The organism is Legionella sp., from assembly GCF_049790535.1.
In the GTDB taxonomy this organism is placed as follows: domain Bacteria; phylum Pseudomonadota; class Gammaproteobacteria; order Legionellales; family Legionellaceae; genus Legionella.
On sequence record NZ_JBAQZB010000114.1, the window covers coordinates 1 to 20,965 of the forward strand.

Below are 20,965 nucleotides of genomic sequence, written 5' to 3' on the forward strand. Positions count from 1 at the left end.
CACTACCACTTACTTAGTATGTGGGCAATGCATTAAAAAACCTCATCATTTTGATCGTACGTTTATTGCTTATAAATTTGAAGAGCCGCTACGCACTCTTATCCATCATTTTAAATATTACAAGGGCCTCCATCTAACTTCTTTTTTAAGTCATTTAATAACCCATTCATTCCCATCACAATTTATGAAACCACAATGCTTAATTCCTGTTCCAATGCATCCACAAAAAATCAAACAACGCGGATTTAATCAGGCTGCGGTTTTAGCTCAATCACTTGCAAGAAAATTACAAATCCCTTGCGATCTAATCAGTTGTCAAAAGATTATTAATACAACTCCCCAAGCTATTCTTAATAAAGAACAAAGACAGAAAAATCTGCTTCATGCCTTTAGCATTAAAAAACTTCCTTATCAACATGTAGCCCTGATTGATGATCTACTTACCACAGGAGCAACTACCAATGAATTGGCTTTAATGCTAAAAAAAACAGGAGTACAGCAAGTAGATGTTTGGTGCTGTGCACGAGCTATAGTTGACTAGAATCCTAAATCAACTGAACTTAATAAAATTTTCAAATTCGTCGCAAATCATTCATTAATAAGTGAACCAACAACACACAAAATACAATAAAGACCAAACGATGTAGTAAAAGTTCCATAGCGATTGATACTGATTTACCACGAATTTTCTCAACCATAGCATAAACAATCGACCCCCCATCCAAGCCTGGAACAGGAAACAAATTAACTAAAGCGACTGCCAAACTTAAAGTAGCGATGAAAAACATAAAAACCACAATGCCCTGAGTTAGTGAAGCCACTGAGGCGACAAACACACTCAAAGGTCCAAGTAACATAGAAAATGGAATTACCCCGGAAAATAATTGTTTAAAGATCATTAAAAAGAAATAAAGCATATTCACAATATTTATATTTGCTTGATGTATTGCAGCGCCAATCGATGGAAAACGAAGTATACTTTGTGGGGCAGATAAATTTGGCTCCATACCAAGTTGTGTTAACAAAGTGGTCTTCAATCCACGAAATTGCACCTGACTTAAATCGAGTTTTACTTCTTTAAATTCTTTTCCACCATTTCGACTCAACATCACAGGAACATTTTTTGTACCCCAATAGATAACCAATTGCATGCCCACATCATTCCAAGATGGTGTCTTATGACCTGCGATTGATACAAATTGATCCCCGGCAATTATTCCTTCCTGAGCAGCATAGCTCTTAGGCTGTACAGATTGAATTTGCGGTAAAGTATAATTTAGACCGATTATATAAACCAAAACAAGAGCAAACCATGCGATCATAAAATTAGCAATTGACCCGGCCAGTAAAATCAAAATCCGTTGCCAAATGGGTTTTTTATCAAAACAGGCAGAATATTCTACTGATGTCACTGGACTAATACGTGTATTTTCTAATTGTATATAACCCCCCAAAGGTAGAATAGCCCATACCCATTCACATCCACTACTATTTTGCCAGCGTAATAATGGTTTGCCAAAACCTATGGAAACTTTTTTAATTTTTACTTGGAAGTAACTTGCTGCTAATGCATGACCGCCTTCATGAATGCCAACAACTAAAATCAAGGTAAGTATTATGGCGATGAGGGCCAAGAACATATTCTACTCCTTTTATCACAATCCTGGATGATGTGTATAATTATCACACTTATTTCTATTTGGTATTATCAACTACTAATTGCAATAATGGTGTAGCACGTTTACCGTCCAACTCATAACCTTGTCGGCACACTTCAAACACTCGATAAGCCTGATTTGTTTCACTATCCACCAACTCTACATCATCACCCTGATCATCAATTAAAGTGACTGTTAAGTGAATTTCGCGAAAGGCAGTAATATGATAACGCTCTTTGAATAATCGCAACACTCTCTCTAAACTTTCTGCCGCTTCATCGCTATTATGTTCACCTTGAAGGATAATATCCATAACAATCTCCCCATCAGTTTGATACATACTGTGCAAAAAAATCTTCCTATAATATTAGCGGCTAAATAAAGAGCTACTTTAATTTACAAATATGTCATCACCTTTGCACGCTACTGTTATTCACGAAATGGGTATCAATTAATTGTTTGTGCTACTGACACTTATTATAAATCTCTGTATAGAACTTCCTCTACACAGCAGTATATGAGTAATGAATACACAAAAAAACCAATTAACTATCACCATTGTAGTAGAATTATCAGCAGACTCTACAAATTTAGCAACTAATCGTTTACAATTCCCAGTTACTTTAACTATAGACTAATTCATATGGTGTTTGTTGCTTGCGGGCTCAATCATAAAACTGCTCCAATAAACGTGCGTGAAAAAGTCGCATTATCTCCCGCTACCCAAGATTCTTTGCTCAACAGCTTGCTTAGCCTCCCTGAAGTAAATGAAGCAACTATTTTATCTACCTGTAATCGCACCGAAATATATTGTGATACTCAAGATCCCCAGGTACTTGCTTCCTGGCTTGCTACTAAACATCAACTAAGGCTCGAATCATTATTGCCTTATTTATATATCCACAAAGGTCGACGAGGAATACAGCATGCATTACGAGTTGCTAGTGGTTTAGATTCGATGATGATTGGCGAGCCCCAAATTCTTGGTCAAATGAAACAGGCTTATCAATACGCCAATCAGTTGGGCACCATAAAAACACAATTACGTCCCATATTTGAATATATTTTTAGTGCCTCAAAGCGTATTAGAACGCAAAGTGGCATAGGAGCAAATCCAGTTTCCATAGCTTATGCCGCGGTACAACTAATTGGTCAATTTTTTACAGATTATAAATCATTAAATGTTTTACTAATTGGTTCTGGCGAAACAGCTTCTTTAGTCGCCAAATATTTGCATCAACATGGTGTATACCAATTTATGATAGCAAATCGAACCTTACAAAATGCAGAAAAACTAGCCAGTAGCTTTGGCGGCAAAACAATTGCTATCAGTAATCTTGCTCAACACCTACCCCAAGCAGATGTGGTTGTTACCGCAACAACCTGCCCTATTCCCTTTATTAATAAAAGTTTAGTAGAACATGCATTAGCGCAAAGAAATCATGCACCCATGTTTTTTTTGGATTTAGCAGTTCCTCGTGATATTGAAGCCAGTATTAGCCAATTAGAGCATGTACATCTCTACAACATTGATGACTTGCAGAACATGATCCAAAAAGGTATGGAAGAGCGACGCCAAGCTTCCTTACATGCTGAACAATTAATTGAAGAGGAATTGAACTCTTACGTCCATAAGCAACGATCACTCAAAGCTAAGAAAGTGATTTGTGATTACCGAACTCAAATGCACTATCTGGCACAAAAAGAGTTACAACGCGCCTTTAAAAGGCTTTCTGCCGGACACTGTCAACAAATAGTTTTAAATGAATTTAGTGAACGTTTAGTGAATAAATTAACTCACAACCCCACGACAGGCTTTAAAAAAATAGCCCGTGATGGCCGTGAAGATTTATTTACATTAACGCAATACCTTTTTAATACAACAACCTATCAATCAATTTATGAAGACATCTCTTGAATTAAAACTTCAGCAAATGCTAGAACGCTTTCAGGAAGTAGGACGACTCCTATCTGAATCCTCGGTGATTGCTAATCAAAATCAGTTTAAAACTCTGTCGAAAGAATATGCACAATTAGAGCCTATTGCAACCTGCTATGAGACCTACTTGGAGGCACAAAATAATTTAGCCTCTTTGCAAGAAATGCTTGCAGATGATGACAAAGAATTAGCCACTATGGCTGAAGAAGAATTAGAAAATGCGAAAAAACAAATTGCAGAACTTGATGAGCAATTGCAATGGCATCTGATTCCTAAAGATCCGGATGATGAACGTAATATTTATCTTGAAGTTAGAGCCGGGACTGGTGGTGATGAAGCAGCCATTTTTGCGGGTGACCTTTATCGTATGTACAGTCGTTATGCAGAAAATCAAGGCTGGCAGCTTGAATTAATCAGTGCTCATCAAGGCGAACATGGTGGTTACAAAGAAATTATCGCTCGTATTAGCGGTAATGCGGTCTTTTCCCAGCTCAAATTTGAATCAGGTGCTCATCGGGTGCAACGGGTTCCAGAAACTGAATCCCAAGGTCGCGTTCATACATCGGCCTGTACTGTAGCAGTAATGCCAGAGGTTGAAGAAATTGATGACATTCAAATTAGTCCCGATGATTTACGAATTGATACCTACCGTTCTTCGGGTGCTGGGGGGCAGCATGTGAATAAAACAGATTCAGCCATCAGAATTACCCACCTACCTACAGGTGTGGTAGTTGAATGTCAAGATGAGCGGTCACAGCATAAAAATCGTGCGAAAGCAATGTCCTTACTTAAAACACGATTATTGGATGCAGAACAAAGCAAACAAAAACAAGAACAGGCACAAACACGTAAATCTCTGGTAGGAACTGGCGATCGGTCAGAACGAATTCGCACTTATAACTACCCCCAAGGTCGTTTAACGGATCATCGTATTAATCTAACCATTTATCAACTCGCTGAGGTGATGGAAGGTAATTTGTCGTTAGTTATTGAATCATTAAAACGCGAATATCATGCTGAATTACTTGCCGAGCTTGGACAAAATGATTAACATTCGTACAGCTCTTGGTAAAAACCCAGGACTGGAAGCAGAAATTTTATTGGGTCATGTCTTAAAAAAAAATAGGGCCTACTTGTTCGCGCATGCTGAAGAGTTGCTAAGTTCACAACAATTTGAAACATACCAGAATTTACTGACACAACGCACCAATGGTGTTCCTATAGCCTACTTAACCGGCGAACGTGAATTTTGGTCATTGAATTTAAAAGTGAATCGTCATACTTTAATTCCTCGCCATGAAACAGAATTATTAGTCGAACTGGCTTTGGAAAAAATCCCGGATTGCCCAGCGACTTACGTTCTAGAATTAGGTACTGGAAGCGGCGCTATCGCTCTTGCACTTGCTCAAGAAAGACCTCAGTGGAACATTGTGGCTTGTGACATCAGTAACGAGGCATTATTCGTTGCTAAAGAAAATGCACAGTATTATAACCTTACTAATATAACATTCTATCATTCCGACTGGTACACAAAAATCCCACAACACCCGTACCACGCAATTATTTCTAATCCACCTTATATTGCAGAGCATGATCCTCACCTTCACGAAGGTGATTTGCGTTTTGAACCACACATTGCCCTGTCGAGTAGTGAACAAGGATTAGCTGATCTATTATTGATTATAAAACAAGGTTATGATTACTTATTACCGGATGGCGTTCTCTTGCTAGAACATGGATATGATCAAAAATTAAAGGTGCAAGCTATACTTGAAAAATTAAATTATAAACAGGTACAGTGCTGGAGGGATATCCAAGGTCATGACAGAGTAAGCGGTGGTTGGCGATAAGACTGTTGATGATAGGTCTGTTTTTTGATATACCTAACCGCCTTTTAAAAAAGAATATCTGTTCAGGGTGAACAGTTATGAAAAAGAACCCAGATGATCAAAAAATTTAGAGATAGGGACTGAACAATTAACTGATAAAAATAATGAGAGATTATACACTGTGAAAAACGATACAATAGGTAACATGGGAATTTCTCCTTACGTTGAAGTTGAAGGAGAAGAATATATGAATGAAAAGCAGCTAGCACACCTTGAAAAAATATTGCTAGCCTGGCGTCAATCATTGATGGAAGAAGTCGATCGCACTGTAACTCATATGAAAGATGAGGCAGCTAACTTCCCCGATCCATCAGACAGAGCAAGTCAGGAAGAAGAGTTTAGTATAGAATTACGTACTCGTGACCGAGAACGTAAACTTATTAAAAAAATTGAAGACGCTTTAGAACGACTAAAAAATGACGACTTTGGTTATTGTGAAGCTTGTGGTATCGAAATAGGCCTCAAACGATTGGAAGCCAGACCTACTGCTACTTTATGCATTGACTGTAAAACGTTATCGGAAATCAAAGAACGACAGAATCAAGGCTCTTAACCTTAACTCATAAAATTTAATCAAGCGTAGGTTATTAAATCTAGCTTACGCCTGCTTCCAATTCCACAGGAACACTAAAGCCTGTAGAATTTTTCAGAATTTAGTATTCATAGGAGCGCTACAGCACGTCTGATTTAGAAAAATTAACAGGCCATGAGGTTTATAGTTTTCATTTAACTAAGCAAGAACGGTTGTTATTTGCCATAGAGGTAATAGGTGGTCAAGCGCAATTAATTATTCTGGACTATTTACCAACTCATGATTATCACAAGAGTCGCTTTTTCAGTCGGGTGTGTTAACACGATATCTGGGTTCTGTCGCAAAAAATTTGGAAATTCTACCAGAAACTGATATTTTCTGCGAAAAAACCTAAAATAGGCTAGTTATCGCCAAGACACCCCTACTTTATCCAACTAAAAACCTCTTTAAAAATTGATTATATTCCTTTATACGTAAGGGTTTTGAGTAAGTGTTAAAACTTCTTGTGGAAATTCTTTTTTAAGTAAGTTTTCAAATTCTTTTACGCTATGCGGTTCAGCCCAAAAGAGAAAAATATTTCTTCTTTTACCACAGACATTGCGAATATCATCCACAAATTTCTAAACCTCAATAGGAGATAACTCTTTACTGTTCAGTTGTTTTTTTATGTTGATGAATAACCCAATTTTCCAATCATTATTGCGTGTGGTTCTGCGGCCATTATCTTGATTGGCAATGTTTGCTACCAATTGATCGATTATATGATTTAATTTAGTAGCAAGCTCTTGTCCTGGGGTTAAATTCGGCTTAACCGAAATTGTTTTATGATCTACTGGATCAGTTCCAATCTTTGGTTTTTCAAATTCTTTAACTGGTTCCTTAATCACTTCATCTAATTCCTCATCCACTTTAACAGGAGGGTGATAAACCTTAACTTGAATTTCATCGTATAGAATTTCTCGCTGTTCTATAGCCTTTTCCATAGCTTTCTCTTCTCCATCCATACGAAAGTTATAGAGAAAATTGCTAGACTGAATCAAATTTTTAGGTGATGCCTCAACCAGTAGAAAAGCATATTCGCCCGCCTTAGTTCCCCATTTTGCGAAAGGTGATAATAACATCTCCCCGTCTACGGTAAGCATGTCATTTTGGGTTAGTAAATAATTATTCTTATCGCTAGAATAATTAATCCAACCCTTTCGAGTGGTATCAAAATAAAGCGTTTGCCAATGCCCGGCTCCATCATTGGTACCTGTACGCAGAAAATAAACTTTATCTTTATTCAGCCTTTTCAAATCAGCTTCTAAGAGTTCTTTACTAGCGCCGCTATTCCAAAATTGTTTTTGCCGGTCTTCTGTAAATAAAAACGCTGGACTAATATCCACTTGCACATCAGGAATTTCTCTATCATAGATAAAATCTAAATCTTGCTTTAATACTAGTTGAGCCGCCTTCTTTAACATTATTTCCGCACAGTTTTGGTTAATGAATTTGGCTTGCGGGAACGGTGGCACAGGAAAAAAATGATTAACAATGAGAGTATTAGCACGATTAGTAGTGACTTTGTGCGCAATATGCTCTGTCATTTCATTGAGAACGGCTGTGGAAGAAAGGTCACCGGTAAGTGAATCATAACTGTAATACACCCCTTTGCGCTTTGCTACAGAAATGGTATGACCTTCCATGCGCAGGGTAATACCTTCGGGGTCCTGCAAATTGCTAATGACTTCTTTAACCTGGAGAGAGAGCTCAGGCTTTTTCACAGGATTTACTAATTTTATTAATTTCTCTTTGGTAATTGTTTGCCAATCTATAGCAGGAGTATCAATTGGAAGTAGTTTTTGAACGGCTTCAATTGCATCAAAATTAAACGTTTGGAATATTGTTTCATCCCATTCATCCAACATCATATTATCGCGATTTCCTAACAGAGTGGTGATACTTTCTAAACTTACAGGTGAATTAAGTTGCTCTTGATGGGGTCGCTTAAAGGCCGTCGCATAAAATTGTTGATATGCGTCCTCTTCCAGCAAACCCTCACCATGGTCTTGTGGCGAACTCGCTATTAATTTTTTATAACGTTGTTGCGACATGTCTTGCGCTGCCACAAGGGCCCTATACATATATTCATCATTTTTTGCATTGAGAATAGCTTCAATTGTAGCAATACTAATAAGTGTACAAGCATTTACGATTTGTGGAGCTGTGATATGTTGATGTTTCATAATAAGAGAGTTTAATTAGAAAATTTTTTTATTATAGCAAAAAAATAGACAAAGTAACTAAATATTAACTTGATAGTATAGTCTATGATGATGTAAGGAGCCCAATAGAGGGTTTTGTCGCAAAAAATTGGTCGGCCGAGTACACTTCATATTTTTGCAAGAGAAGGTATTCTATGCTCAGTTTTAAAAAGCGAAACAAATTAAGTATGTCTGCTTAACTCAGTGTCTCCTACAAAATGAGAGTATTCGCTCAAAAAGTAACATCATCCTGAGAATTAGATTTCGCTATAAAAATACCTATTATTTTCTATATTTTTTATTTCTGTCAATTTTAATTTGGTTGCTTTGAAGGTAGCACCCGTTGTTAAAACATCATCAAAAATTACAATTTTATTGAAATCAGGGGGAATTAGAGCAGCATCCATGATTAAGTTGTTAAATTTTTCATCAACATCTCTAATATTAGATTTACTACTTTTTTCTACTGATTTTTTTATTAAAAGAAGATCTAAAAAACGAAAATCATCGATATCTGCTTTCACATGCTTTAATATTTTTTATTGCTTCAATTTGCTGCAAATGGCGCATTACTGAACCTTTATTTTTTTCAAAAACTGCCGTGGCGTTATTAATCATCTGCTGACGTACTGCCTGATTAGCATGCAACTTAATGATTTCATCAATTAATTCATTCGCATGTTGAACTAATAAAATTGCTTTTGCCTCCATTAAATCAGTGCAAATAGACTTAAAATTATGAATATGAACACCACTTAATACTGGAATATTCATTGCTATCGGCTCTAATACATTATGGCCACCTAAAGGAACAAGACTGCCACCAACAAAAGCGTAATTACTAATCTGGTACAGGCCCAAAAGCTCCCCTAAACTGTCTATGATAATAATTTCATTTGCACCACTTAATGTTTCCAAATTGGAACGCAATCCAGTATTAAATTTCTCTCGAATACACAGTTGATAAACTTCTTGAAAACGCTCAGGATGACGTGGTGCAATTAATAGAATCACATCAGGAATTGCGGCTTGTAATCGTTTGAGCCGTGCCAGAATTTGTGATTCTTCGTTTTCATGGGTACTGGCTGCAATAACTACCACACGCTCCATACCCCAATGGCTTTTTAATTCATTAAACGTTTTACCATCTACCATATTAGTGTGTAAATCAAATTTTATATTACCCAAAACCTGAACAATTTCTCGCTTAGTTCCCAAATCGATAAAACGTTTAGCATCCTCTTCTCCTTGCGACAAAATGGCAGAAAATTGATTAAGAACAGGTTTGATGATGAATTTAATCCATTTATACCCTTGCATGGAATCATCAGACAAACGCGCATTTGCAAGTAACAAAGGTACATTGGCTGCGCGCGCCTGATAAATTAAATTAGGCCATAACTCAGTTTCCATAATCACGCCAACAGAAGGCTGAATTTTTTTAAAGAAATGCTTGAGAATGCCGGGAAGATCATAAGGTAAATATTGATGAAGTACCTTATTACCAAAATGTGCGCGCACGCGTTCTGAGCCAGTAGGAGTCATCGTGGTAATGAAAACCGACCATTTTTTTTCCAACATGGCATCAATTAAAGGGATTGCTGCGATCACTTCACCCAAAGACACCGCATGGACCCAAATATCAACAGAGTTATTTTTAAGTTTATTTAAACAAAAACGTTCTTTAATGCGCTGTCTATATGCCGGCAAACGCCGGCCCTTCCACCATAAACGAATAAGCATGTAGGGTGTAAGTAAATACATCAAAAAAGAGTAAAAAAATCTCATAGACAACCAAACAAAAAAAACAACAGTATATACTTAGTATGTGGTATAAAGCGATAAAATTAGAATGAGACGTTAAAACACAGAGTACTAAATTGTAAATTTTATGAGGTAATCCTTTGTAATGAATTTAAAAGAGTTCTTCACCAAAAATTCCAGGTGGGGAAAGTTTATTGGTGCTTTTTTTGGTTACTGGTTAGCAGGACCTATAGGTATCCTTTTGGGTCTTTTCTTCGGTACTATTGTAGTTCGTTATTTGTCTAATCATTATATGAATCGACAATGGCACTATTTTAAAGAACGAAATGATGTTGTAAAAAAAATATTTTTGGAAGTCACTTTTTCAATTATGGGTTATTTAGCTAAAGCGGATGGCAAAGTTACTGAGCAAGAGCTTAATTTAGCTCGCTTACTGATGCAGGAAATGCATTTAAACCGAGAACAAAAAATTCAAGCCATGCACTTATTTAATGAAGGGAAAAATCCTCGATTTAATTTACATTATCAAGTTACTAAATTACACGATGCCTGTAAAAACAACCACAATTTATTACAATTATTCATGGATATTCAATATCAAGTAGCAAAAACCGATGGTCTTACTATTAGAAAAATTCAAGTTTTAGATACAATCTTTTCACACCTTGGTTTTATGCCCTTTCATAAACAATATCGCTTTTATGAAGATTTTGGTGCTGTCCATACCGGTACAAGTGAGCAACAAGATAATACCGAAAACTCATCTTCATCTAAGTCCTATTCCTCATACAGCAAGTACAACTACAAACAAACAAAAACAAATTTGGATCATGCCTATGCACTAATGGATGTTTCACCTAATGCCAGCAAACTTGAGGTAAAACGTGCTTATAGACGTCTATTAAGTCGAAACCACCCTGATAAATTAATTTCAAAAGGACTACCTCAAGATATGATTAAAATAGCTAATGAAAAAACACAGAAAATTGTTAAAGCTTATGAGTTAATTTGCACGAGTAAAGGGTGGTAACTCGACCTGAGAGAAGTTTTTTATCTAGGCAACAACGTCTCTAAAGTTTTTTGCAAGAGGTTTAACATACAAATAAACTAAAAAATCTGTGCTCAATCGAAGAGTAAATGGTGTTTGCCTAATTTTATAACTCGTAAACATGCGGATCGAGATATTACTTGTAAAGGCGAGTACATTGAGCAAAACATCTTTCTAATCAGTAAATACAACACCCGCCTCATCAAGTTCCTTTCTGGCGCGATCTGCTAAAATCTTATGCGAAAAAGCTGTCGGATGTACTAAATCAAAGAATAAATAACCATCACAAGTTTGCGGGGTTATCATTTTTGGTTTTGTTGCTGCAACCATTTTGAAAATAGAATACGTGCTTAAATTATCCGAAGCAAAATTAATACATGATTCATTAATATTGGTAAATCCATAGTTCGTCGGGTTTGCTATTACTTCACCTAGTGCTGCATTCATATCGAAATACAACCATTCAACATTTGGGTATTCCTGTTTTAAATTAATTAGCATCATATCTAAAGATTGATTGTGGACCCTTGAAAAATACGTCATCATTTCAACGGAATCAAACTCGATAGCTGCCGGAGTGCTGCCCAAATCTGGCATATTGACCACTAAAATATGCTTTGCACCTTTCTCTGCCAACTGCTTTAAACCATGAGTAATTCCATCATTAACAACTTGTAGTGTTTTTTCAGTTTCAGTAGGTAAAGCAAGGTAATTATTAGCACCTATCCATACCACAAAAAGACTGTCTGTACTTGCTTTATCCTCATGCGTCGACAGGTAATCATTGATTTCTCTTCTTAATGTAAATAATCCATCATCATCGCCTTCTTCAGAAACCCCAGCACCGCCAAATGCGTAATCAAGTAAATGGGATTTAGGATTATCAGGGAAATAAGATGCAACTAAATACTCAATCCAGACAGGACCATCAGAAAAACGACCTTCATAGTATGGTGGAGATGCGGGCAATTGGTAGTTCATAAATTGATATAGATTACCGTTATCAGACAAACTATCGCCAAACACAACTATATTATGGAGAGGTGTTGCTAGAACAATTCCAGAAAATAAATAAGCACTTATGGTTGCTAACAGTCTCATGAAACCCCTTATTATAAATGGTTGTTTAAAAACAAAAAAACATCGATTATTATATTATGAAATATTCTTTTTAATCAATTTTTTTACATTATCTAACGCTGATCCATCGGATATAAAATGAACGAAGAGCAAAATTTATCTCCCGTCCTAAATTAAGCACCACTACTTATTAAAGTAATATTTAACTGACGACCACAAACCCAAGCCTTAGTTAAATCACCCATAATTTCTTTAGACATTCCTTTAGGCAAACGAACAATAGAATGATCCTCATGAATTTTTAGACCAGTAATGTGACGACTCTGTAAACCAGCTTCATTGGCAATTGCTCCCACGATATTCCCAGGTTTTACGCCATGAACTTTACCCACATCAATACGGAATAATTCTTGTTCTAAAGAATTCTCTTTAAATTTTTTGCGTTCATCAGCAAAATTCTTTTTTGCTCCCAAACCTTTTTTATTGCCAAAACCTTTCCTATCATCCGAATGCATGGATAAACGCTCAAATTTAGAACCACGCTCAATTCGTCCTACTCTTTCGGGACAGGGGGATAGCTTAGGCAAAGAATGTTCTTTTTGCTGCCAAGGCATGTCTTTATGACCCCATAAAGCCAAGGTTGCAGCAACATCTAACGCTGAAACTTCATGTTCTTTAACATACTCTTCAATCATTTTTTTATACGCATGGACATGTTCATGTTCCAGCCGTGTTGTAATGTTCGCCATAAAACGTTGTTGTCGTGCCACTTGAATCGTATGATCATTTGGCACATTAACTTTAGTAATACGCTGCCGAGTATGTCGCTCAATACCAGTAATTGAACGTGATTCTTTAGGAGTTACAAATAGAATGGCAACACCAGAACGGCCTGCTCTACCTGTTCTGCCAATACGATGAACATAGATTTCATTATCATGAGGTAAATCGTAGTTAATTACATGAGTAACGCGTTCTACATCAAGGCCTCGCGCAGCTACGTCTGTAGCCACTAAAATATCAATGGCACCTTGTTTAAACTCAGCAATAATAGTTTCACGTAATTTTTGAGTAATATCCCCGTGAATTGCCATTGTACGCAAACCTTTTTTTTGCAGTACCTTAGCTACTTCTTCAGTACTACTTTTAGTACGTACAAAAACAATAACACCTTGATATTCTTCTACAGCCAATATACGCAATAATGCATCAGGCTTCTGATGTCCTGAAGCAAACAAAAAGCGCTGCTCAATACTTTTTACTGTTGCAGTTTCTGAACGAATTTCAATAGAAGCAGGATTATTTAAATAAGTATTGGCAATTTGCCGAATACGGTGTGGCATTGTTGCTGAAAACAAACCAATTTGTTTTTGTTGAGGTAGTCTTGCCATAATCGTTTCGATGTCTTCAATGAAGCCCATCCGTAACATTTCATCGGCTTCATCAAGAATAAAAGTGCGCAAATTATCTAAAATCAACGTTCCTTTATCCAGGTGATCTAAAATACGACCTGGTGTGCCAACAACAATTTGTGCACCAGCACGTAATTGTTTTAGCTGACGACCATATTCCTGTCCGCCACATAAAACAGCAACTCTAGTCCCACTTTGCTTGGCACTTAACAATTCAAATTGTTCTGCAACTTGGATTGCCAGTTCTCGGGTAGGGGCTAAAATTAATGCCTGGGTATGCTGCAGGTTAGGGGATAAATTTTGTAAAATCGGCAGAGCAAATGCAGCTGTTTTGCCTGTACCGGTTTGCGCTAGGGCAATCGCGTCTCTTCCTTCTAAAAACAAAGGAATCGTTTGGATTTGAATCGGTGATGGAGTAGTAAACTTCATGTCCTCTAATGCCTTATTGATCGCATCTGAAAAGTTAAAGGAAGCAAAGTTTGTTATTTCTTGAGTCATAAAGTTCCTAATGGTGTGAGGTGTAACCTAAAAAGGTTGGTTATATAAAAATTGGTCATTATAATAACAAAATAAACATATAAATGCACTACATTTGTTACCTTTTATTCAAATGTTGTTTATAAAAAGAGCATTAGTGGGTGTTATTAACTTAAATAAATTCTGCTTAAAATCATAATAATGCTCAAAAATGTGAAGGCTGTGGACATTTGGATTATACCGAAACAAATAGGCTTATTTTTTATTCTCATGTTCATATCCGATGGATACGGCTGCAATATTTTCGCTCAAACGAACAAAATGTCAAGTGACTAAAACTTATTAAGTTTTTATTGTTTGTTCTATTACAGAAACTGCTCGCAATGCTTGTTAGGTTATTGCGTTAAACTAAAGCAGCTAAACGACAGGCCTGATCAATTGCATGCCAAGCATCCAATTCTAAAGCCTTATATGCACCCCCGATTAAATGAACTACCTTCCTTGCTTCTTTTAATGGCGTTAGCAATTCGGTCAATTCGATTTGACCTGCACATATCACTACATCATCCACTGCTAAAACCTGTGGTTTTTCATTAACATGTATGTGTAACCCTGCATCGTCAATACGATCATAACTGACGCCTGAAATCATTTTTACCTTTTTATGTTTCAAGCTTAAACGATGAATCCAACCAGTAGTTTTACCTAAATGCTTACCCATTTTTTCTTTTTTTCGTTGCAATAAAAACACTTCGCGTGGACTTGGAGAAATTATTGACTCTTTAATACCACCACGGTATTTTCCATATACATCAATCCCCCATTCATCATAAAATTCTTCCTTGGAACAATGCGATTTGCTTGTTAAGAATTCAGCCACATCAAAACCTATACCCCCAGCACCAATCACTGCTACCCGTTGGCCTAGCTTTCTTTTACCAGTAATTACGTCGATGTAATTTGATACTTTTGCATGGTCTATGCCCTCTATATCAGGAATACGCGGTTTAATTCCACTTGCTAAAACTACTTCATCGAAATCCTGCAACAAGTTTACAGTTGCCTCCGTACGCAAGTGGATTATTACCTTATATTTTTGCAACTGATAATTAAAATAATTTAACGTCTGCTGAAATTCTTCTTTCCCTGGAATTCTTTTTGCCAGATTAAATTGCCCGCCTATTTGCTCATTTTTTTCAAATAAAGTTACTTTATGCCCACGTTCTGCTGCAACTGCAGCAAAAGCAAGACCCGCAGGGCCAGCCCCCACAACGGCAATGGATTTTGTGGTATGAGTTACTTCATAAACTAATTCAATTTCATTACATGCTCGTGGGTTCACTAAACAAGAAGCTGTTTTATTTACAAAAACACGATCAAGACATGCCTGATTACAAGCAATGCATACATTGATCGCAGCACTCTCCCCTAGTTTAGCCTTTTCAGCAAATTGAGGATCTGCTAAAAATGGCCTCGCCATGGAAACCATATCCGCCACTCCGGACTCAATTAATTTATTTGCCAACTCCGGTGTATTAATGCGATTAGAAGTAATTACCGGGATACTCACTTCCGGTTTTAAATGCTGTGTTACCAAGGTAAATGCTGCTTCAGGAACCATAGTACCGATTGTTGGAATACGTGCTTCATGCCAGCCAATACCCGTATTAATAAGAGTGGTGCCAGCTTGTTCAATGGCTTTAGCAAGAAGAACTATTTCCTCCCAACTACTGCCCTCTGCGATTAAATCCAACATAGACAAACGATAGACAATGATAAATTTCTCTCCCACTGCTTCACGTACACTTCGGACCACTTCAATTGGAAAACGAATGCGGTTTTCATAACTCCCACCCCATTCATCCGTGCGATGATTGGTATGGGTGACGATAAATTGATTAATCAAATACCCTTCACTGCCCATAATTTCGATACCATCATAACCAGCTAACTGAGCCAAACGCGCGCAACGAGCAAAGTGTTTGATGGTTTTTTTAATGCGGTGTTTGCTCATTGTCCAAGGTTTAAATGGACTAATAGGCGATTTAATGCTGCTTGGGGCTACGATAAACGGATGATATCCATAACGACCAGCATGCAATGCCTGCAGAATAATTTTTCCTCCAGCTTGATGCACCGTATCTGTTATCAATTCATGTTTTTGTTGCTCTTTACCATTCGTTAATTTGGCAGCAAAAGGTGTCAAACGACCGGAACGGTTTGGTGCAAAACCACCTGTTGTGATTAAACCAACTCCACCAAGTGCTCTTTCACGATAAAATTGGGCTAAACGATTTAAACTATCTTTGTCTTCCTCTAGACCTGTATGCATAGATCCCATTAATAAACGGTTTTTTAATTGAATAAAACCCAAATCTAAAGGCTGAAACAAGGCATTAAAGGGGGTATTAATTCTCAACTCCATGAGTACTCTCAATGAAAAACTTTGACATAAGAGTATAACTTAAACTACATCTCAGAAATAGGAGATGAATTTTGTGATAAAAAACGATTAGAAATAAAAGCACCCAACAAAGTAATCCCACTCCCGCCAAGAGAAATTAAAGTTGGTTGTTCATTTAATAAAATAAAACCTAACAATGTAGACACAATGGGCATTGCATATAAAGTTACAGAAGCATTAGTGGCTGACATATATTTAAGTACATATCCCCAGGCTAAATAAGCAAGCGCTGCAGGGAAAATCCCCATGTAGACTACCGCGACTGTCGCTTGAAAATCTGCTGTTTTAATTTCTTGCATCAAGGTAGGAAAAAATATTAATAGTAATAAAGTACCACCCCACATGACCCAGGAAATAATCGCTACTGGATGATAAACTTCGGCAAATTGCTTTTGGATAATAGTTAAAATGGCCCCTAACAATGCAGAAACCAGAATGGCTAAAATACCTTGTTGCATGGCTGGCTCCGAATTTTCGCCAACTGCTAATAAAACTAAGCCTAAGATACTAATTAAAATACCCAGCCAAACCCCTCGACTTAATTTTTCCTGCAAAAAAACAAGTGATAAAAGTACCGTCATCACAGGCATTAATCCTATAATAAAACTGGCAGTACCCGCTGAAACACTCAATTCTCCGTAATTTAAACAAATATTATAAAGACCAATACCTGCCATTCCAGCAATCAATAATTGAAGCCGATCGGCCCAAAGCACTTGAGTTTTAATGCCTTGACCATAATAAATACAGCCCATAAAAATTGATGCAACAAGAAAACGTAAAAGAGCAAGAGCTCCAGGTGAGTATCCTACCAACCCAATTCGAATGCCAACAAAAGCAGAAGCCCATAAAACAATGGTAATAATAACTACCATGCTCAATTTAAAAGATTGCATAACATTCTATCCATTTGTTTAAAAAATTACACATATTAACACAGTTTTTACAAGTGAACCATTCCTTTCATCAAAATTATATTTAATCATAAAAAAAATTATGGATTTACTACAAGTCTCTATTTACTTTTAAAAATCAAAGATTAAATTAATATACAAGTTGCGGTAAATATTTGCATTTGTTTTTTTATAAACTATGATTAGAAAGAGGGCTTGTTTGGAGAAGATTTGATGAGGGACCCTTTTTCTGCATTAAAAAGTGCCTTACAATCTGTTTTTAATTTAGAATCCATGAGAAATGGCAAATATATTTATCCTGTTCAGCAATTAAAAGAATCTTTGGATAATTTTCGACCAAATAATGAAAAAGACTTTCAGGAGATAATTAAAGCATTAAAGGCCTCAGTTCCTTATATTGAGAAATGGCGACTCGATTTCAATACAATTAGAACACCAATCGATTCTTTAGCTAAAAATCTCAATTTACCTAGCATCAATTGGAATAGCTTTTTACACCACTCCAATGCATCAGCAAAATTTCAATTTAAAGCACTCAATGATAAATACCGTGAAACAGAGCTTTTAACATGGTTAGCAGCAAAATCTGGAGCATCTGGTAAGCGCAACAATGTGAGTACACAAGTTCGTATGCTACTGGAATATAGAGAACATTTAGGATTTAGCCAAAAATTAAATACTCATTTAAAAAAAGATCCTGATTTTTTATTTCAACTTATTATGGAGTCTACAAAAAATTTCAAGCAAATTGCCCATACCCGTTTAGTGCTTTATTTAACCGATCGACAATTGGCCGAAGCAATCATTAAACACATCCCTTCCTTGGTGCAGGAGCACACTGATCCCTCAGTACAAACAATAAATCTAATTAATAAACTAAACCAAATATTATCCCACGGCCGCTCTATTTCAACCTTATTGCGAAATTCAGAAGCGAAATTTATTTTAGATGGATCAGAATTTTTGCAAATGTATCAGAAGAGTGGCATGGGTACCTCGCCAAGCCTTTCGTCTTCGAGTGAAGACGAAAGTTTAAAGCCGGTTTTCTAAGAATATAAGAAAATGTTAACAGGTTTTAATCCGCTAATAATCCTAAATCTTTAACTGTGTCACGCTCTTGACGCAATTCGTTCAGGGTTTTGTTAAACATGCTATGGCCATAATCATTCATTTTTAAACCCTCAACTACTTTTAACTCACCCTGTTCTCTACGGCAAGGAACAGAAAAAATCAAACCTTTATCAATGCCATATTCACCTTCAGAATAACGACACATAGAGAATGATTCACCCGCAACTGTATCTGTAACTAGATGGTTCACACCAGTAATAATCGCATTTGCAGCAGAGGCAGCCGACGAAAGACCTCGAGCCTTAATTATTGCAGCACCACGTTGTTGTACAGTAGAAACAAAAGTATCTCTCAACCAGGTTTCATCGTTAATTACTTGAGCGGCAGAAATACCATTTATCTTAGCATTATAAAAATCAGGATATTGAGTCGCAGAATGGTTACCCCACACAGTCATTTGGCTTACTGCAGTAATATCAACTCCTGCTTTTTGAGCCAATTGGTTACGCGCTCTTAATTCGTCTAAAGTAGTCATCGCATAAAAGCGGTCATTTGGAATATCTTTAGCATGATGCATGGCAATTAAGCAATTTGTATTACAAGGATTTCCTACTACAAACACACGTACATCATCACTGGCCTTATTATTAATCGCCTGGCCTTGTTTAGTGAATATACCCCCGTTAATTTGCAATAAATCAGAACGTTCCATGCCTTGTTTACGAGGGACTGAACCAACTAATAAAGCCCAATTCACCCCGTCCATTGCCTTATTCAAATCGGAGGTACATAGGATACGTTTTAATAATGGGAAAGCACAATCATCCAACTCCATAGCTACCCCTTCCAAAGCAGGAAGTGCGGGCTCAAGCTCAAGTAAATTTAATTCAACATCAACATGGGCACCAAACATTTGTCCAGAAGCGATACGAAACAATAAAGCATAACCAATTTGTCCTGCTGCCCCAGTGACGGCCACTCTCACTCGTTTATTTGCCATATTATCTCCTGTCTTATTCATTTTTGTTACAAAAGGTATGTCATGATACTATTGCATTCTTAAACAAGCCAGCCTAAAAAAACAATGATTCCTCTATCTTTGTACATTCATATTCCATGGTGCATTCGAAAATGCCCTTATTGTGATTTTAATTCGCATAAAAGCCCCGATATTTTGCCTGAACACCACTATACTCAATCACTTATTGCTGACCTAAATGCTGATGTACTTCGCTTTAATGTACGTGAAATTAGTTCTATTTTCATTGGTGGTGGTACTCCCAGTCTTTTTTCTGCAGAAGCTTATAACAATTTATTTACGGAACTAAAACAAATTATACCCTTTGCTCCAGATATCGAAATCACAATGGAGGCCAATCCAGGAAGTGTGGAACAACAGCGTTTTACTGACTACCGACAACTAGGCATTAATCGCTTATCTTTAGGCATTCAAAGCTTTAACCCCAAACATTTGCAGCTATTGGGACGTATCCATAATGAGCATCAAGCACACCGTGCTATTGAATCGGCACGCCGTGCGGGTTTTGATAACTTAAATCTGGACATTATGCATGGTTTACCCAATCAAAGCATCGCTCAGGGCATGGATGATTTAAGCATTGCCCTGTCTTACCAACCTGAGCATTTTTCCTGGTACCAATTGACCATAGAACCCAATACTGTTTTTTACAAAGAAAATCCGCCATTACCTTCTGAAGATGATGCTTATTTTTTAGAAGAGCAGGGTTTAGCGTTATTAGAAGAATCTGGCCTTAAGCGTTATGAAATTTCTGCATTTTCTCAACCAAATAAACAAGCCCGACACAATTTGAATTATTGGTTGTTTGGTGACTACTTTGGCATTGGAGCAGGAGCACACGGAAAATTAACTACTACGACTGGCATCTTCAGAACTCGTAAATATCGTCAGCCTAGAGAATTTATGGATTCTGAAAAACCTTTTATGGCTAATATTGAACTTGTTGAAGATAAAGAATTGCTCTTTGAATTTATGTTAAATGCCACACGTTTAGAACAAGCCATTCCATTAAGTTTATTTACGGAAAGGACAAATCTCCCTTTAGAAACTCTTTTAACTCAACTTAAAATTGCAGAAAAGAAAAACATGATTAGCTTGACCAAGACGCATTGGCAGGTAACCCCCTTTGGCAGAAAATACACCAATAATTTACAAGCATTATTTTTACCCAAGCACTTGCCTGAAAGTTAAGATTAATTAATAATAGATTACTTTCCGAAAAAGGAGCGATCGGTGATTTTATCTATTACCTTCATAATACTTGCTTATTTAGCAGGTTCTATCTGTTCGGCTGTTATAATATGTAAAATGTCTTCCCTACCCGATCCACGCACTGCAGGTTCAAAAAATCCTGGCGCCACTAATGTATTACGTCTCGCCGGAGAAAAATATGCGGTCTTGGTTCTCATCACAGACATTCTCAAAGGGCTTATTC

20 protein-coding genes are annotated in these 20,965 nt (G+C 36.9%); 9 read left to right on the forward strand and 11 right to left on the reverse strand.

The window, feature by feature from the left end:
* Positions 1-541 (forward strand): ComF family protein (locus tag WA877_RS06875; RefSeq protein ID WP_425170178.1); only part of this gene is annotated, 541 nt, incomplete at its 5' end.
* Between the two features lie 31 nt (positions 542-572).
* On the opposite strand, the gene WA877_RS06880 is transcribed toward WA877_RS06875, so the two are convergent.
* Positions 573-1,640 (reverse strand): M50 family metallopeptidase, encoded by a 1,068-nt coding sequence (locus WA877_RS06880; RefSeq protein WP_425170179.1) that lies wholly within the window; start codon positions 1,638-1,640, stop codon positions 573-575.
* A 55-nt stretch (positions 1,641-1,695) separates the two neighbouring features.
* A complete protein-coding gene (locus tag WA877_RS06885) occupies positions 1,696-1,971 on the reverse strand; it encodes a hypothetical protein (RefSeq protein WP_425170180.1) in 276 nt (91 codons plus the stop codon).
* A gap of 330 nt (positions 1,972-2,301) precedes the next feature.
* Between WA877_RS06885 and hemA the strand changes: the two genes are divergently transcribed.
* The 4 genes from hemA to dksA all read left to right on the forward strand — a co-directional run bounded on the left by hemA (position 2,302) and on the right by dksA (position 6,039).
* On the forward strand, positions 2,302-3,576 hold the full coding sequence (gene hemA, locus WA877_RS06890) for a glutamyl-tRNA reductase (RefSeq protein ID WP_425170181.1): 1,275 nt from the start codon (positions 2,302-2,304) through the stop codon (positions 3,574-3,576).
* Positions 3,560-4,648, forward strand: coding sequence for a peptide chain release factor 1 (gene prfA, locus WA877_RS06895; RefSeq protein WP_425170182.1), 1,089 nt, complete (start codon positions 3,560-3,562; stop codon positions 4,646-4,648). The genes hemA and prfA overlap by 17 nt, the downstream gene beginning before the upstream one ends.
* Positions 4,641-5,447 (forward strand): peptide chain release factor N(5)-glutamine methyltransferase, encoded by an 807-nt coding sequence (gene prmC, locus WA877_RS06900; protein ID WP_425170183.1) that lies wholly within the window; start codon positions 4,641-4,643, stop codon positions 5,445-5,447. Before prfA ends, prmC begins: the two co-directional genes overlap by 8 nt.
* Before the next feature lie 160 nt (positions 5,448-5,607).
* The gene (gene dksA / locus WA877_RS06905) at positions 5,608-6,039 is read left to right on the forward strand and encodes an RNA polymerase-binding protein DksA (protein WP_425170184.1); all 432 of its coding nucleotides are present in this window, start codon (positions 5,608-5,610) and stop codon (positions 6,037-6,039) included.
* 446 nt (positions 6,040-6,485) lie between these two features.
* Here the strand turns inward: dksA and WA877_RS06910 are convergent, their stop codons facing one another.
* The 4 genes from WA877_RS06910 to waaA all read right to left on the reverse strand — a co-directional run bounded on the left by WA877_RS06910 (position 6,486) and on the right by waaA (position 10,049).
* The gene (locus WA877_RS06910) at positions 6,486-6,632 is read right to left on the reverse strand and encodes a hypothetical protein (protein WP_425170185.1); all 147 of its coding nucleotides are present in this window, start codon (positions 6,630-6,632) and stop codon (positions 6,486-6,488) included.
* A gap of 6 nt (positions 6,633-6,638) precedes the next feature.
* Positions 6,639-8,243 (reverse strand): hypothetical protein, encoded by a 1,605-nt coding sequence (locus WA877_RS06915; protein WP_425170186.1) that lies wholly within the window; start codon positions 8,241-8,243, stop codon positions 6,639-6,641.
* A gap of 275 nt (positions 8,244-8,518) precedes the next feature.
* Positions 8,519-8,785, reverse strand: coding sequence for a hypothetical protein (locus tag WA877_RS06920; RefSeq protein ID WP_425170187.1), 267 nt, complete (start codon positions 8,783-8,785; stop codon positions 8,519-8,521).
* Positions 8,766-10,049 (reverse strand): lipid IV(A) 3-deoxy-D-manno-octulosonic acid transferase, encoded by a 1,284-nt coding sequence (gene waaA, locus WA877_RS06925; RefSeq protein WP_425170188.1) that lies wholly within the window; start codon positions 10,047-10,049, stop codon positions 8,766-8,768. Before waaA ends, WA877_RS06920 begins: the two co-directional genes overlap by 20 nt.
* Before the next feature lie 121 nt (positions 10,050-10,170).
* Here waaA and djlA point away from each other — a divergent pair, with 121 nt between their 5' ends.
* Positions 10,171-11,055, forward strand: a complete 885-nt coding sequence (gene djlA / locus WA877_RS06930; RefSeq protein ID WP_425170189.1) for a co-chaperone DjlA — start codon at positions 10,171-10,173, stop codon at positions 11,053-11,055.
* 192 nt (positions 11,056-11,247) lie between these two features.
* Here the strand turns inward: djlA and plaA are convergent, their stop codons facing one another.
* The 4 genes from plaA to WA877_RS06950 form a co-directional block, all read right to left on the reverse strand.
* On the reverse strand, positions 11,248-12,174 hold the full coding sequence (plaA, locus tag WA877_RS06935) for a GDSL family lysophospholipase PlaA (protein WP_425170190.1): 927 nt from the start codon (positions 12,172-12,174) through the stop codon (positions 11,248-11,250).
* A gap of 152 nt (positions 12,175-12,326) precedes the next feature.
* On the reverse strand, positions 12,327-14,063 hold the full coding sequence (locus tag WA877_RS06940; protein WP_425170191.1) for a DEAD/DEAH box helicase: 1,737 nt from the start codon (positions 14,061-14,063) through the stop codon (positions 12,327-12,329).
* Between the two features lie 382 nt (positions 14,064-14,445).
* A complete protein-coding gene (locus WA877_RS06945; protein WP_425170192.1) occupies positions 14,446-16,467 on the reverse strand; it encodes an FAD-dependent oxidoreductase in 2,022 nt (673 codons plus the stop codon).
* 44 nt (positions 16,468-16,511) lie between these two features.
* Entirely contained in the window at positions 16,512-17,402 is an 891-nt protein-coding gene (locus WA877_RS06950) for a DMT family transporter (RefSeq protein WP_425170193.1), read from the reverse strand.
* 231 nt (positions 17,403-17,633) lie between these two features.
* Between WA877_RS06950 and WA877_RS06955 the strand changes: the two genes are divergently transcribed.
* Complete coding sequence (locus tag WA877_RS06955; protein ID WP_425170194.1) at positions 17,634-18,470, forward strand: hypothetical protein; 837 nt, start codon at positions 17,634-17,636, stop codon at positions 18,468-18,470.
* Between the two features lie 25 nt (positions 18,471-18,495).
* On the opposite strand, the gene WA877_RS06960 is transcribed toward WA877_RS06955, so the two are convergent.
* Complete coding sequence (locus tag WA877_RS06960; protein WP_425170195.1) at positions 18,496-19,491, reverse strand: malate dehydrogenase; 996 nt, start codon at positions 19,489-19,491, stop codon at positions 18,496-18,498.
* An 84-nt stretch (positions 19,492-19,575) separates the two neighbouring features.
* On the opposite strand from WA877_RS06960, the gene hemW reads away from it, so the two are divergent.
* Together hemW and WA877_RS06970 are read left to right on the forward strand one after the other, a co-directional pair.
* On the forward strand, positions 19,576-20,721 hold the full coding sequence (gene hemW / locus WA877_RS06965) for a radical SAM family heme chaperone HemW (RefSeq protein WP_425170196.1): 1,146 nt from the start codon (positions 19,576-19,578) through the stop codon (positions 20,719-20,721).
* 42 nt (positions 20,722-20,763) lie between these two features.
* A partial coding sequence (locus WA877_RS06970; protein WP_425170197.1) for a glycerol-3-phosphate acyltransferase occupies positions 20,764-20,965 on the forward strand: 202 nt, incomplete at its 3' end.